Annotated in this window: 7 protein-coding genes; all 7 read right to left on the bottom strand. The window is 38.6% G+C overall.

Annotated elements, in window-relative coordinates; genetic code table 11:
- Nucleotides 1–9: 9 nt before the first annotated feature.
- Nucleotides 10–2,817 (bottom strand): formylglycine-generating enzyme family protein, encoded by a 2,808-nt coding sequence (locus tag PSM36_RS15500; RefSeq protein WP_076931680.1) that lies wholly within the window; start codon nt 2,815–2,817, stop codon nt 10–12.
- A 3-nt stretch (nt 2,818–2,820) separates the two neighbouring features.
- The gene (locus PSM36_RS15495) at nt 2,821–4,296 is read right to left on the bottom strand and encodes a hypothetical protein (RefSeq protein ID WP_076931679.1); all 1,476 of its coding nucleotides are present in this window, start codon (nt 4,294–4,296) and stop codon (nt 2,821–2,823) included.
- Nucleotides 4,297–4,342: 46 nt separating this feature from the next.
- The gene (locus PSM36_RS15490; protein WP_083711094.1) at nt 4,343–5,473 is read right to left on the bottom strand and encodes a DUF5007 domain-containing protein; all 1,131 of its coding nucleotides are present in this window, start codon (nt 5,471–5,473) and stop codon (nt 4,343–4,345) included.
- Nucleotides 5,474–5,490: 17 nt separating this feature from the next.
- On the bottom strand, nt 5,491–6,270 hold the full coding sequence (locus PSM36_RS15485; RefSeq protein WP_076931677.1) for a hypothetical protein: 780 nt from the start codon (nt 6,268–6,270) through the stop codon (nt 5,491–5,493).
- A 111-nt stretch (nt 6,271–6,381) separates the two neighbouring features.
- Nucleotides 6,382–7,992, bottom strand: coding sequence for a RagB/SusD family nutrient uptake outer membrane protein (locus PSM36_RS15480; RefSeq protein WP_076931676.1), 1,611 nt, complete (start codon nt 7,990–7,992; stop codon nt 6,382–6,384).
- Between the two features lie 12 nt (nt 7,993–8,004).
- Nucleotides 8,005–11,373, bottom strand: a complete 3,369-nt coding sequence (locus PSM36_RS15475; RefSeq protein ID WP_076931675.1) for a SusC/RagA family TonB-linked outer membrane protein — start codon at nt 11,371–11,373, stop codon at nt 8,005–8,007.
- Nucleotides 11,374–11,696: 323 nt separating this feature from the next.
- Complete coding sequence (locus PSM36_RS15470) at nt 11,697–15,653, bottom strand: hybrid sensor histidine kinase/response regulator transcription factor (protein ID WP_076931674.1); 3,957 nt, start codon at nt 15,651–15,653, stop codon at nt 11,697–11,699.
- Nucleotides 15,654–15,720: the final 67 nt, after the last annotated feature.

Raw genomic sequence — 15,720 nt, 5'->3', positions numbered from 1 at the left:
AAATATTTTTTACCGTGCATCTTTTACACAACGGAATCCGACTGTTGCCTTTCTTTCGAACGACGGAGAAACCCGAAGCAGATATTGTCTGAAATTCAATTCACGGGGGCCTCCCTGTACATACCAGAAACTTGATTTTGGTGAAAAATAACTTCCGCCTTTTATCATTATATACCTGTAAGTAGTATTATCATAAACATCATTTGTCAACTGCCATACACAACCTACCAAATCATATAATCCATAAGGATTCTTTCCTTTTTCATATTTCCCGACCGGATAAAGCGAACCGTCTCCCAAATTGCACCGGGTTGAATCTATCCCTTTTATTTTCCATACGGAAAGAGTATTCGTGATGAACTCTTCTTCTCTTTCCACAGGTGTTTCCTGTATCCAGGGCCATTCATTCCCATTTCCTGTCTGGGCGGCATACTGCCACTCTATTTCGGATGGAATACGTTTTCCCGCCCACGTGGCATACGCTTTTGCATCTTCAAGTGTCACATAAATTACCGGATAGTTTTCCTGTCCTTTGGGGATTTGTTTATTTATCCAGTGTTTAAGGAAATTTGTCGTGTCTTTTGGTTGATAGTTCGTTGCTTCTAAAAACTCTTTATATTGCGTATTGGTAACCGGATATTGATCCATAAAAAATTTTTTCATGGATATTTCCTCACCCCTGGATGTCAGGTTATCCGGATAAGGAATGAAAGAGTCACCTACTCTGTAACTATCGCATTTAAAAATTCCGGCAGGTATAGTGACCATACCTATAGGCGCTGTTTCCACTTTCTCTGTGATTTTAGTTTCCGATATCAAACGTGCTGTGCCGGGTGTGATGTGAATTACCCTCTCATCGATTAATTCTTTTCCCTCAAACGCCTGAATGACAAACTTTCCTTCCTTATCCGGAAATACATCCTGCAATCGAATCGTGTGTAGCTTCGTGTCATATTCAGCAGGAATATTTTCATAACCCGGCTCTCCTGACCAGATTCTGATTTTATCACCCTTTTGGGATGAGAAAGAAAGTTTATCTCCACTCAATACAACGGACAATAATTTGGGGAACCGGGCGATTGCTGATACCGAGCTTTCATTGTTTGTACCCAGGTTAAAACAGTTAAATGCATCTATTTTTATTTGTATATAGTCTTTGTCCCCAATCTTATTGACAATCGCTTCTTCATGTTTACACAGGTCAACAAAATGACAGGCATCCTCATTCTCCACCTGAAATAAATTTCCATCATATCCGGCCGGGCGCAGGTTTAAAATTGTATAGATCGTCTTTGTTTCTGTTGCCCATCTATTCACATAGATACTATCAACCGATGTGGGAATGAGCGGTATAAAATCGTATTGGAAAAAATTTGTACTGTTTTCCCTTTGGATCATAAGCAGTTTACCCCAATATTGCATTTGTTGATCAGACCATTCAAATCTTCCGGGAGGAAAACTGTTTATCTCCGTGCCATATCCGTTGAAAAATGAAAGATTGAACTCCCTTTTTATTGGTTCGCGTGCTTCCTCGGCTACTCTGAAAATGGCAAAATCAGGCTTTATGAATTTATTTAAATTCAGTACCGGCGGATAATAAAGGGCATTATGCACTCTGCCGGAGGCAATTCCCTGCATATCACGAGGTACCGCCATTCCCTCACTGTACATTACAACTCCTTTACGGGCGGCATCCACCGCATTCTGCAATTCGACACTTGACCCACCTTTGGTATCAAGCACGAATCCGTCAATATCCGCAATTCCGGTAATATTGGTCATCCCGTCGAAATGACCCTCATCCGAACGGGTACTTTCGTCCCACGGATTGTAACATAAGAAGAAGTAAGTTCCCATCTTGTGGCATAGATCCGAGATCTCCCTTAATTTCGTGTATCCACCCGGTAAATCCCGGAACATATCCCATTGATTCCGCTGGTCCATCCCTAATGCGGGCCATGTGGGCCAGATGCCATACACATCATAGCCACCCATCAGGCTTTTCATTTTTTCAAGATACTGCTGTACATGAAACGAATTGTCTTCATAATCAAAGAATCGTTTATCCCAGGTCATCATGAGATTGACCGCGAAGCAGTCCCGGATCCATTTCAAGTCATCCCTTTCGATCAGTGAATTATCGAATGTACCTACCGGAACATCGTACAGCAATCTATCCTGAAACATTAACTTCAGGCCATTTTGCCAATCACCTTTATATTTATCCAGCCAGAAATTGTACTCAATAATGCCATCAGGATATAAGATGGTTTCAAAACGTCTTAGATTTCCATTTTTCAGACTCTTATTTTCACGTCGTACCAATGCAGCAATATGATCTTCTCCCCCTGTTTCCGCACAGGTAAATCCCAATTCCCATGCATTGTCGGGCAGAATAACATTGAGCGGTTCATGATCCGGTCGGAACAAATACGTACGGGAAAGGCCATGCGAACCTTTTCCGGTAATATATACGTTTTTTTCACTTCTTCCCAGCGGAACAACGTTATGTAAAATCAATGTGTCGGCAGAAATATTTTTAAAACTGATCATCCCTTGGATCCCCAATTGGGATGTTTGCATCAAAAAAGATACATCCATAATCCCGGAGGAAGTAACTGTTGAGTATTCTGTTTTTCCTATCTGGTATGTGGCCAGTGGCAGCTCTTCAGGAAAGATAATGCCCGGTTCAATGGATTGAATTGACAAATGGCTTCCTTCATTGAACCGTATCGACTCCAAAGATTGACTGCACAGTGGGTGTATAGAACACACTATGAGAAAAATAATGACCAACAGTTTTTTAAAATTTTCCATAGACTAATCAAGAGTTTGTTGTTTGATGGCATCGTTATAATCTACCACATAGTGCCACCAATTATTCAATTTCCCATCATTCGGATGAATGCCTTTGTAACGAGGCATATGGGAAAGATAATATTTCATCCATCCTAATTGCCAGGAACCCTGAGGATTTCCCCATTCTGTCCGATTCACACTTCTGGCCTCATTTCCTCTTAAATAAGGATAGTTCAACCAATCATCCACATAGCTTAGTATATGTGTTTCGTTGCCAAAATCATAATCCTGTTGTCCGTTAGGTGGGAAATGCACATTTCCAACCTGGGCTTTACCTTTCTCAAATTTCTCATACCTCAAACCATAGGCAGAATATTTTTCCCATGTGGAAAGTTGAGACAGGCTGGTTTTATTGTCATAATCCCACCATCCGTAAACCTGCATCATGGTTGATTCAAAACGATGTCCATAACTTTCCAGTGCACAAGCCAGATCCCGTTCGTAATTCAATCCCATAATACTGAGTAGTTCCGTACATGAGGGATTTTCATTCGGCGGAGAATTAATCCAAAAAGCATCCTTGCCCATCATGTGTGACTCCCACATTCCACCATAAGGAAAAGTCCAGACCCATACTTCATGAATTTCACCCTTGTCCCGCATTTTGTCAAAACCATAATGGGTGACCATGGCATTATAATCATATGAAGTCCCTGTTTTTTTAAAGGTATCCCAATTTTCCTCTCCCAGGTATTTCACCACTTCTTCCACTGATAACAACCTCTTCCGGGGATCATTTTTAAGATAGGTAAATAGTCGCTCAGCATCAATTTCCTTCACTATTTGATAATCTACAGTATATCCTGAAACTTCTTCCAGCGCCTTTTCATAATTCTTGGAAAGTTCCGCCGGATCGTTCCATTTAAAACTGTATCCGGGAGTGATAAAGAGTTCGTGAAGACGTTTGTTTTGGGGTAATAAAACAGGGTTTTCATATACTACGGCAACTTTTACCGTAATGGTTTCTGCATTGGCATTTTCCAGATATATTGACTGATCCACTTTTTTTTCTTTCGTGAAGTCCAAAAATTCAGTTTCTGCCTGCTGCCTCAGATTATGTTTGAATATGTTCAAATAATATACCCCATTTATTTTTTCAAATACCTGGTTATTTTTATTGAGTTCATTCCCTGTAAACCTGACAATACCTTTGGCATCTGTTTTTTTTGATGATATTATATTCTTGCCGATATTTCGATCTTCCGCTGAACTGTAAACTTCTATAGTTGCGCCTTCTACTTTTCCTTTACCTGTGGTATCGAAAACAGTTACATTTAATTCTAACTCCGAGACCCTATCAGTTTCCGAAGAATCATCTTTCGGCTGACCTGAAGGGGTATTACTACTATTCCCACAAGAAAACAAACAGGATGAAAGGAAAACTCCGATTAAAAAATAGTTGAATAAGCTCCCTATTGATTTATTTGTTATATACATACTATTTTATTTTGATATTTACCGATGAATATTCGAATAGCTTATTTTAATAAGTGAAATTTCCATCAATGGCTGTGTATGGTATTTGACAACTAACCTCCCAGGTACCACTTTCATAGAATGTGATTATAGAACGAATTCTTACGAACCAGGCCGATGCATCCGCCCAGTTGTTTTCGGGCCAGTTAGCAGGTGCAATCAAACTTGGAACCTTGCCTGCCAGAAAGTCTTCATATAGTTTATCAATATCGAAAGAATGAAAATCAGTAGCAGTAGGTCCCCTTAGGTATGACATGAAATTCACATTTGTAGGCCAGGGTGTAGTGGGAAACTCCACTATCATCCCTTCACTCGTATTTTGCCTGTTGATCGAATGATCAATATAACTGTATGTCCCGGCAGCATAGGTTGCATACTCAGCCGGATTAAACAGCGCTCCCTTGGAATCAAGCAATTTAAATATTACCCTGATACCTATGTTCGGTTCATCGGAAACTTTATGGATTCTGACAAATTCTACACCATTATCAGCATAAATATTATTTCTTCGTGTGATAAAGTCGGGTTGTGAAGTGTTTATCTGATCATAGAGCACGAAATTATTAGCACCACCCCTTACCACAGAGATGCCGTTAATCACTTCATTCACAGTAAACGCCCTTGCATCTGAAGTGAGTTTTAAAATAGCATAATCGGGATATAGTTTTGATCCTTTTGAATTGGTTACTCTTACGTCTACATGATATACATCTCCCGGACCTGATAGGTTAGATGTAACCTCCGTATATAGTAACTGGCCATTTACCGGGTTGATCATTACAGGCTCAACTTCCCTGTCTTCCAGTTTTGCCATGACCTGTTCTTCCGTTTTATCAGTCAAAAAATCATAAGGTTTTATCCATGTACGATAGATATATTTTTCAAAAAACTGTGCTGAACGGTTATTGGAAGCATCTCTGATATTTTCGATGGCGAAATTTAGCGGTTCTGATGAATTATCGGTCCATGCATAATCGGTATTTCCTTTTCCGCCAATTGAGACATATATTGTATCTGCCCCTTTCAGATATATATCATCGCTTAAGTAGCCAATACCATCCGGTTCCTGAAAACATGACACTACAAACAATGTCGACATAATAATTAGTGCTCCAAGAAATTTAATTTGCTTTTTCATAATCTCAATTTTAAAAGTTACAATAAGTCATCACTTCTTGTTCCAAAAAAGAATAGGGAATGATAATAATAATGGTCGGAATAATTGTAGTCCCCCTGGTATAAAACATGTACTACTCCATTCAGCGTCAATATATCGGAGACATACATGCGATACACATGATCACATTCCGGATTATCGAAGTATTCCGATAAGCTTGAGCGTTCAATACCGGTCCATTCCCAATTGGCACCTCTTTTAAAATGGATGTGTATAATATAAGGAACTTCCTGCATGAAGTTAGAATACTGATAACCCCAACCTGCCACACCTGAGCCATCCCATGCGGCTCCCGGGTCGGTATTGGTTTTATCTCTGGATATATATACTTCTGTTCCATCCAATGCCGTTAAGATTTTACCATCTTCAGGAATCGTTTCACGCCACCATTTCCCGGGCAATATATACATTCCCATCTTTGTTAATTCTTCACTGGTTATATCATCAATGGTGATCGGTTCCGCTTCGGGATTTGTCCGTAGTGCCTGATTGTTTCTCCGGCGAAGATAACGATTCACAGACCATATATTGGGTGCAACAACGGTTATATCTCCATTAATTGCCTCTTTCAATCCTGCTCTCTCAAAAAGCTCAGCGACAACTTCAGTCTCTTTCATCCGGCTCAACAGATCAAATGTTGTCATGTCCAGTTTATTGGTTTCATTTGCCTCGCCACCAATGATGTAGTCCTCATTATTACATCCGAATAATATTATTGTGGCGATTAGGACAATTATCAAGTGAATATATTTTTTCATATGATTAAAATATTTATTTTCAATGGTGTCATATGGAACTCGCTTTTAATCATGTTCTTGGTTGTAATGATTCCCATGCTCGTTTCATACGATTAATTTTTCAGATAATTACTACCATCTCGTTTTTCCGTTCCAGTAAGGAGTCTGAGAGATCATTTTATTTGATAGGAGAACAGAGCCGGATACCGGCCAATAGTAGCCCTCTTGCTGATACCTGCCTGGATCCATCACCTGTGGATTAGGGAAGCTGTTATTCCTTACCATATCATAATAGATCTGCCCTTCTCCAATTAGTTCACTGATTCGTTGTTGGAGGATCTCCGCCAGCAAATTGTCACCGGAATAAGGGGGTAAATTTGCCCGATCTCTTATGTCATTCACAAGAGCTATCGATTTAGCTTGTTGATTATCCTTATAATATGCCTCCGCCAGGAGAAGATAAAGATCTGTATATCTGAATATGGGAATATTTGCTTCTGCAAAATAAGGGATATACTCGTTCCATGAATGCAAAGGATCCACACTCATCAGCGCATATTTTTTCATCCATGTAACCAGTTCTCTATCCGTAGCCACAGGGCTTACATCACTGAATGGTTCATTGTACGGTGACTCCCATGCCTGGAAGAAAAGATTTGCTCTTATATCTCCTGTTTCAGTAGCGATATCATATTCCGGATATATCAACTCTTTTTGGACCCTTGGAACGAAATTAATACTGGATGCCCTGTCTTTTGTAACATCACCGTCAAGAGGCGGAATCTTGCAGGTCAGGTTTATAATACCACCCACATCTACTCTATAAGATTCATTGTCCTGGGAAGAGATATTCAGCTCAAATATGGCTTCGCTCGACTTTCCGCCATAAAGCGTCTCAATTACAGTCGGACTACTATAGTCCACGAGCGAGTATCCGCCATTACTCTTCAAAGATTCCAACGCTGTTATAGCATCCGTCAAATACTGTTGGCTATCTAAATTGTCTCTATTGGCCAGAAAATACATCCACATATTGACATGTCCGGCAAGTGCTTCGGCAGATCCAAGGTTAGCCCGGATTCCCCATTCCGCATTTGCCATATTCCCATATTCTAATTTACTTATGGCATTATTCACATCCTGAAGTACATTTTTCCCTATTTCTATGTCATCTGTCCTGCCAATGAGTATAGGTGTCAAATCGTTATTGATGAGTTGCGTCGAAGATTCAATAGACTCACTGATATAGGGAGCATTCCCCCAAATTCGTAAAATATTGAAATAGACAAGGGCCCTCAGAAAATATGCTTCCCCAAGTAGTTTGTTTTTGTTATTACCTGTAAATTTCTCCGCAGGCATTTCCTCCACTTTCTTAATTACCAGATTCGCCTGGGCTACCACTTTATAGAATTTAGACCAATCCCCATAATCTTCTAATTCTCCCCATGATTTTGGCCCGGTAATATTTTCAAAATCGCCCACTTTATATAATTGATCCGGTGAACCGCCATTCCATCCTCTATTTACAAAACCGGTAGTCGCATCGCCTCTTTGATACCAGTTCTGCGGATTTACCATTAATCCTCTATATAAAGCATATATCCCCAAAACACCTTTTTCAGCATCGCTTTGAGTTTTCCAGTAGACTTCATTGTACACTAAATCCACTTGCTCTACGTCTAAAAAATCGTGACAAGCAAAGAGTATGGGATATAATAGAGTAAAAATTAATATTTTCTTCATTTGATTATGTTTTTAGAATTGAAACTGTAAACCGAAAAGATAATTACGAGATAATGGATATCCGCTTCCATTGTAATAACCTGTTTTCGATACCATACGCGGGTCGAAAACCTGAGATTTTTTCCACATATACGGATTATTTACCGTCATATAGACATTTACCCTGTTGAGTTTTAGTTGGGAGATGAGTTTATCCGGTAAATTGTATGACAGTGTTACATTATCAATACTCCAATAATCACCCTGTTCTATAAACATGGAAGATCTGCGGAAAGAGCGGGCTGATCCTCCGTCTGAGTAACCTATGTACATCATCGGATAATAGGAACCATCACCGGGTTTCTGCCAGAATTTTGTCTCGTCAAACTTATACAAAGCCAATTGGAAAAACCTTTCCGGACTATCAAAATTTGTCAGCTGCTGTTGTAAGGTAGTATTAAAAATATAATGTCCGAATGCAAACGAAGAATGTGCCCTTAAAGAGAAGTTTTTATACCTGATGGTTGTATTGAGTCCTCCTTGTATTTTGGGCTCAGGAGATTTATTTTCAATGATCTTTTTATCATTCCCATAATCTCCGCCATCGATTAAATAGTCGCCATTCACGTCAGTATATAAAGGCATACCGGGAAAAATCCTCCCTTGAAGACCTAACGCCAATCCGGCATCTGCAGCGTAGTATCTAAGCGCTTCCCCATTCATCGGATTAACCGGGAGATCATCAAATGAATCAAGTGCCCCTATATATTCATATGTATAATATTGAAAAGCCGGCCTGCCCACTACAAAAGCATAGTCACCGCTGATATAATCACGTCCGCCATTCCCCAGTTTTGCCACAATCGTTTTGTTATTTGCAAAATTTGCCGTCCAGGTCCATTGGAAATCACCGGAGTGAGGAAACAGATGTGCTGTTATTCCTAATTCAAAACCGTTACTCATCATATCCACCAAATTTGATTCAAGAGAATTAAATCCGACATAGGGGGGCAGGAATGAGCGATAAATCAGGCCGGAGATATACCTGGAGTAAATATCTCCCGTAATAAAAAGCCTTCTGTTAAATAGTTCCAGGTCTAATCCATAGTTGATTTCATTCGATTTACTCCACGATAAATTTTTGTTTGCCACCTTGTTGAAATCAGATATTAGTAACGATAAGCCACCATATGTTTTTACATCCATCTTATTACTATATATATCATTCATTCCGGCTCCAATGTTGCTCAGTGAAATGAGTGAATTGTATTGTAATAATGGGTCGCTGGCAATACTCCCTGAAGTGCCGTATGATATACGGATCTTCCCGAAATCTATCCAATCAGAGGTATTTTCCATCCACGGTTCATCCGAAAAGATCCAATGGACTTTGATGGACGGGAAAGTTGCCCATTTATTATTTGCTCCAAATCGGGATGAGGCATCTCTTCGTAAAACACCCTCTACTTTGTATCTGTTTCTTTTAAAGCCATATGCCGCCGACGCAAAATAGGAAAGCATATTAGTAGTCACAATATCAGAATAACCATTGATATTTTCTTTCTGATAACCTTGAATAACTTTCAGATAGTCGGAAGTACCATCTTCGGCCGAAATCCATGATTGTTGTTGTTGATCTGTGTTCACTTCGGCGCCTAACAAACCCACGACGCTGTGATTTCCGAAATCTTTCGTATAATTAAGTACAGAGTTTGCATTGATTATTGAATTAATACTTGACTGGGATTGCCCATATGTTTTACCGTCGGCCCTTGCTGTGGAAGGAATGAAGTAATTATTGGAGCCGAACATTAATGCTACAGATGCCTGATTATTCAATGAAAGATTTTCTGTGAAATTAATTCTTAAGGCATCACTGAATGATAAACTATGTGTGACGTTTTTATTATATGCATTCCCCAGTTGTCCCGAAAGTTGGTCCAGTTCATCAGGAGTACGATAAAATAGTGATGAGGGTAATTCGGTGGGACTTGTAGGCAAAGCTCTCATATAACTGTTCAGACCTCCTTTTCTGTTCAGAAAGCTATAACGCACAATAAAATCATTACGGAAGTATTTATTGATATCATTCACAAGACTGGCGCTGAGAGTTGAACGGGAGAAGCCATAACCCACCAATACACCTTTTTCATCATAGTGATCCAGCCCAACACGATAGGAGCTACCTTCTTTTCCTCCTTCAAAACTCAGATTATAATTTTGTGAGAATCCCGGTTGATAAAACATTTCCTGATAATTATATGCGTTGTTAAACGCGGGATTGTACTTGTCCGTCAATACCGAAGGCAGCATATACCCCATCACCTCTAATCCATTGCGTATGTCTACCCATGCCTGTTCTCCAAATAGGGCAGTAAGAGATTTTTGATATAGATCTAACTTCGCTTGTCTTTCCGCCTCTCCAATATATACTCCCATTTTTTGAGGAGTAGCAGTAATACCGGTGGAAATACTGCCGGTCAGACGAGCTCTTCCACTAGTGCCCCGTTTGCTGGTAATAATAACAACCCCATTGGCCCCGCGGGATCCATAAATAGCCGTTGCGGCCGCATCTTTTAATATACTAATAGATTCAATATCATCCGGATTAAGACTTGCTAAAAAATCGTTTTGAGATACATCAAATCCGGCGATATCCTGTAAAGACATTGGAACACCATCCATTATAAATAAAGGATTACTGATGCCGGCTAATCCATCATCTGCCGAAAGGGAGGTATTGCCGCGGATAACAAGTCCCCCGCCAGAAGCACCAGGAGTGCCTCCTCTTCTGATAGATTGCATGCCCGGTATTTGTCCGGAAAGTAGATTTAAAAGTGAAGAGGTCGGATTACTTTCAAAAATATCCATATTCACCTTTGCTACAGAAGATGAGATATCACGTCTGCTCTGGGTTGTATAACCTACCACCACCACTTCAGAAAGTTCACCTATATCCTCCTGCAATGTGATCGTTCGGTTTAAGATTGGAACGTTTCCGACTGGTAATTCCTGCGTTTTGTATCCTACGAAAGAGATAATTAAAGTTGCTCCCTGACGGGTATTTAATTCAAATTTCCCCTCGATATCTGTACTGGTTCCCTGTGAAGTACCCCCAACTCTAATAGATACACCGGGTAATGGTTCTCCTCTTTCATCTATCACGGTACCTGATACAATTACCGACTCGGGTTGTTGCTGAATGCTATGTGATTCATTGGAGATCGTTGACAATTCTATTTTTTCTTCCGCTATTGGAAACATTTCAGAATATCCCGATGTTGCCAATGAATAAAATGTAGCTACAAACAATAAGATTACTGCTGTTTTTACAATTTTACCCGAACGACTGGCGAATGCTGTGATGACTGTATCATCATTTTGTAGATTTATGTTATTCATACTCTCATAATTAAATTTTTAATTTATTTGATTAATATTTCTTTCTTAAAAGAGTCCATTGAAAGTGTGATAGGGTAAACTCTTATCTAATCACACTTATTCCATTTTTTTGTTTTCTCATAGGCACTCATGTTTCAAATTAAAATATAAGTATATAGAACTCAAAAAATAAATATTTTCAAAGTATTGCTAATTGAATAACACGCTGAACAGCGCCATCATCATCACAAAGATGAATATGTTTAAATTATAGAAAATGAACTATTGTTTCAAAGAAATGCAAAATCGTGTCAAAATAAGACGAACAATGTATTCACTGTCCCCTAAAAATCTTTGGGAGGAACACCGAACTGCTTAAAGAAGCATTTCGAAAAATAATTTGGAGAGCTAAAACCTACCATATATGCGATTTCATTGATTTGATATTGTTTTTGTTTAATAAGTTCAGCGGCTTTTTTAAGTCTGATAAGTAAAATGAAATCATTGGGAGACAATTCCGATACATTTTTAACTTTCCTGTAAAGGGTAGAGCGGCTTAGCGCCATTTCTTCCGCCAATTTATCTATATTTAGATCGGGCTCATCCAGATTATCATGAATAATACCTATCAGTTTTTGTAGAAATTCTTCATCAGCCTTTGAATGAGTAATACTTTTAAAGGCCAGTTCGGGTGAATTTTTGAATGCTTCCTGCATCTTTCTCCGGTTCTCTAACAGATTGTCAATCCTGGCCATAAGATAATCCACGGAGTAAGGCTTTTCTATATATTCATCCGCTCCACAGTTTATCCCTTCAATTTTAGATTCCAGATTGGTTCTGGCGGTCAGCAGGATTACCGGTATATGGCTATATTTTATATTCTCTTTCATTGTCTTGCAAAATTCTAAGCCATCCATTACCGACATCATTATATCACAGATCACTACATCTATATTTTCTTTATCCATGATACTCATGGCTTCTAACCCGTTTTTGCTCTGCAATACATTATATTTCTTTGTCAGGTGTTTATAAAGAAGTTGTTGAAATTCTTCATTGTCTTCCACTGTAAGGATTGTATGATTTGGTCTCCTGGAATGGATTGGTAAGGTATGTGCTGATTTCGACGGTGTATCGTACATTCTGTTTGTTTGTTCATCATCATTTATATTTATACTGTAATCCTGATTAATAGGCAGGATCATCACAAAAATAGTTCTATCGGGTTTAGAGTTATCACAGTATATCGTTCCTTTATGAAGTTCTACCAATGATTTCACAAATGCAAGACCTATACCGGTACCCTGTACGTTTCTATTTAATTTAAAGAACGGCTCAAATATTTTTTTCAGATACTCATCAGGAATAGTGTCTCCATCATTCTCTATTTCTATAGTGAAATTTTTTTCATTGTGACTGAATTTCATTTCTACTACTGTAAGAGAATGTTTCAACGCATTAGAAAATAAATTACTTATTATCTTGGTAAATACTTCCCTATCCACATCGGCATACAGACTTTCAATTGAAAAACTATTTTGAAAAACTATTTTTTTAGAATCCAGACTTGGTTTGAATCTGCTGATAGTATCTTTTATAATACCTACAACATCGGTCTTTACGAAATTCAAACTAAGGATCCGGGACTCTGTCTTTCTAAAATCCATGAGCTCATTGACCAGTTTGAGCAATCGATCCACATTACGTTGAACGATTGTAAGATTGTCCCAGTTTGGATTGTATATATCAATATTTTTCATTACATCTCCCAATGGGATTTTAATCAGGCTTAAAGGGGTCCTTATCTCATGTGTAATGTGCGTGAAAAAATCGATCTTTGCTGTGTATAATTCTTTTTCTTTGGTATTTTCGAGTTCTGTCAGTAATAGATCATTACGACGTTTGGTCCTGCGAACAAAGTTATATATGCTAAAGGATATTATGCCGCTTATTGCCACAATATAAAACAAAAAGGCCACAAAAGTCCTGTACCAGGGCGGTAACACATCAATTTTTAATGAGGTTTCCGTTTCATTCCAAATACCGTCACTATTAGATCCCTTTACTCTGAAAACATAATTACCCGGTGATAAATCAGAATAATTTACCTGATGTACCTGATCGACATAGATCCATTCGTTATCACGCCCCTCCAGTTTATAAGCATACATATTTCCGCCGGGATACGTATAACTTAGCGCTGCAAAACCTATACTAAACACTGAAACATTGTGTGGAACCTTGATGCTATGAGTATAAGTAATGGATTTTTCTAACGGAGAATTTTTTTCTGTTAATGTGACTTCTTTATTCTGAATTTGAAAACTATTCAGGACTACGGGCGGTATATATTCATTTATCCCCAGGTTATCAGGCATAAAGGCAACAAATCCTTTTACTCCCCCGAAATATATTTTCCCGTCATAACTTTTAAACCCGGATTTGTAATTAAATTGATCCCCTAATAATCCGTTTGAATGAGTATATACTGTCACATCCATATTGTCGGGGTTCAACCTGAAAATACCCTTGTTGGTACTACCCCAAATATATCCTTTGTTATCTTCTATTAATCTGTAAATGACATCATTCGGTAATCCGGTATCAGATGTGATTGCACTTTTAAAAGAGTTCGTATTGACGTCATAGATCCCGAGGCCAGCCCCTTCGGTACCAATCCAGAGTCTGTTCTTCTTGTCTTGCAATAAGCAGATGATAGATTTTCCCGTATCGTCGGTATTATTCACAGTGGATGGATGATGGAACCATTCGTCTGAAAATCTATTGTATGAGAAGACCCCGTCTCCAATAGTAGCGAACCACAAGGTTCCCTTATAATCCTCAAGTATGTCATTGACCTGATTATTAATCCTATCCTCATTGATTCTCCTAAAATCATTGGATATCCCGTCAAAATATTGAAGCCCGGTCATTGAACCGATCCATATTTTGCCGGAAGAGTCTTTATAAATAGAATAAATATTATCGTCCTTAATGGAATTTTCGGATAATGAATTTTTATATGATTTAATTTCTCCGGTGAGGAGATCCGAAACATAAAGCCCTTCAGAGAATGTACCCACCCAAAGCCTGTTCTCATCGCACAGCAGCGAATGGATATTTTTAGCGGGTATAGAACTTTTCCCAAAAGTTTTCATTAGAGGGTCAAACCAGTTAAGACCGGCATCTTCTGTCCCGATCCATATTTTTTTAGAGAAATCTTCACAAAATTCACTGATACTTTTTCCACTAATTGAATTTTCCCCGACGATTGGATAATATTTCTCAAACTGTGAGAAAGCGTAGTTGAAATAGCAAATTCCTCCAAAAAAAGTGCCGACCCATATTCCCCCTTCCCGATCTTGGAACAGACTGTGAATCGCATTATCCGATAATGAATAAGGATCATTATAAATATGCTTCAAGTTAAGATATCTTTCTGTTTTAAGATCATAGATGTAAATCCCTGTTTCCGTTCCGATCCATAACTCCTGATTCTCCGTCTTGATCATGCATCTTACAAAAAGCGTTTTTCCATCGTTTCCTTTTTCCAGAAATGGAGTGAAAGTCTCATTTTCCAGATCGAATTTCTGCACTCCCTTATTTACTGTTCCGACGAGCATATAATGAGAATTGTACGAGAGAATTACATTAATACTATTGTCCGGGCTGTCTATTTTTTCTTCATCCAATAAAAACTGTACAGTTTCGGCACTTTCGGTATTGATTTTCAACAAACCCCTTCCGTGTGTAGCGACCCATAGGTTATCCCTGGTATCGAATAGGAGCTCTCTTACATGTGTATCTCCTAATAGATAGCTTTTCAAATTACCCTGGCAATAACAATATACTCCTTTGTCTTGAACTATTATCCATACATTACCCTCTTTATCCAACTTCAGATCTCTTACAATCCCATCTATTTCCCCTCCCTCATCCGATTGCACATTGAATCGACTGAAACTTTCATATAAAGGATCGTAGATGTAAATCCCGTTCGCTGTTCCAATCCAAATTTTTTCATCCTCATTCTGAAGTATTGAGAAAATTTTATTTGAACCGATTGTATATGCTTCTCCATTTCCTTTCTTAAAGATCCTGAATTGTATGCCATCGTATCTATTCAAACCATCCATTGTGCCAAACCACATAAAACCGGTTTTATCCTGCATGATGGAATAGACCATATTTTGTGATAAGCCATCCTCCACAGCCATATTTCTGAAATAGTAATCAGAACCCTTCACAAGGATACCATTGAGAAAACACAAATAAAACACGACAAGTACCTTCGGCTTCATGATCTTTACAATTTATAAATTGAAATTCAAATCAGTATCATTCAGTATCCAACCACCATGTTCCTTT

This window comes from Proteiniphilum saccharofermentans, assembly GCF_900095135.1.
Taxonomy (GTDB): domain Bacteria; phylum Bacteroidota; class Bacteroidia; order Bacteroidales; family Dysgonomonadaceae; genus Proteiniphilum; species Proteiniphilum saccharofermentans.
The sequence above is the reverse complement of the archived record's forward strand: the minus strand, read 5'-3'. Positions and strand labels throughout refer to the sequence as shown.

What these genes read in the sequence shown, in the direction of transcription:
- PSM36_RS15485 (WP_076931677.1), bottom strand. Translation starts at nt 6,270, where the DNA reads ATGAAAAAATATATTCACTTGATAATTGTCCTAATCGCCACAATAATA.
- PSM36_RS15475 (WP_076931675.1), bottom strand. Translation starts at nt 11,373, where the DNA reads ATGAATAACATAAATCTACAAAATGATGATACAGTCATCACAGCATTC.
- PSM36_RS15490 (WP_083711094.1), bottom strand. Translation starts at nt 5,473, where the DNA reads ATGAAAAAGCAAATTAAATTTCTTGGAGCACTAATTATTATGTCGACA.
- PSM36_RS15500 (WP_076931680.1), bottom strand. Translation starts at nt 2,817, where the DNA reads ATGGAAAATTTTAAAAAACTGTTGGTCATTATTTTTCTCATAGTGTGT.
- PSM36_RS15480 (WP_076931676.1), bottom strand. Translation starts at nt 7,992, where the DNA reads ATGAAGAAAATATTAATTTTTACTCTATTATATCCCATACTCTTTGCT.
- PSM36_RS15470 (WP_076931674.1), bottom strand. Translation starts at nt 15,653, where the DNA reads ATGAAGCCGAAGGTACTTGTCGTGTTTTATTTGTGTTTTCTCAATGGT.
- PSM36_RS15495 (WP_076931679.1), bottom strand. Translation starts at nt 4,296, where the DNA reads ATGTATATAACAAATAAATCAATAGGGAGCTTATTCAACTATTTTTTA.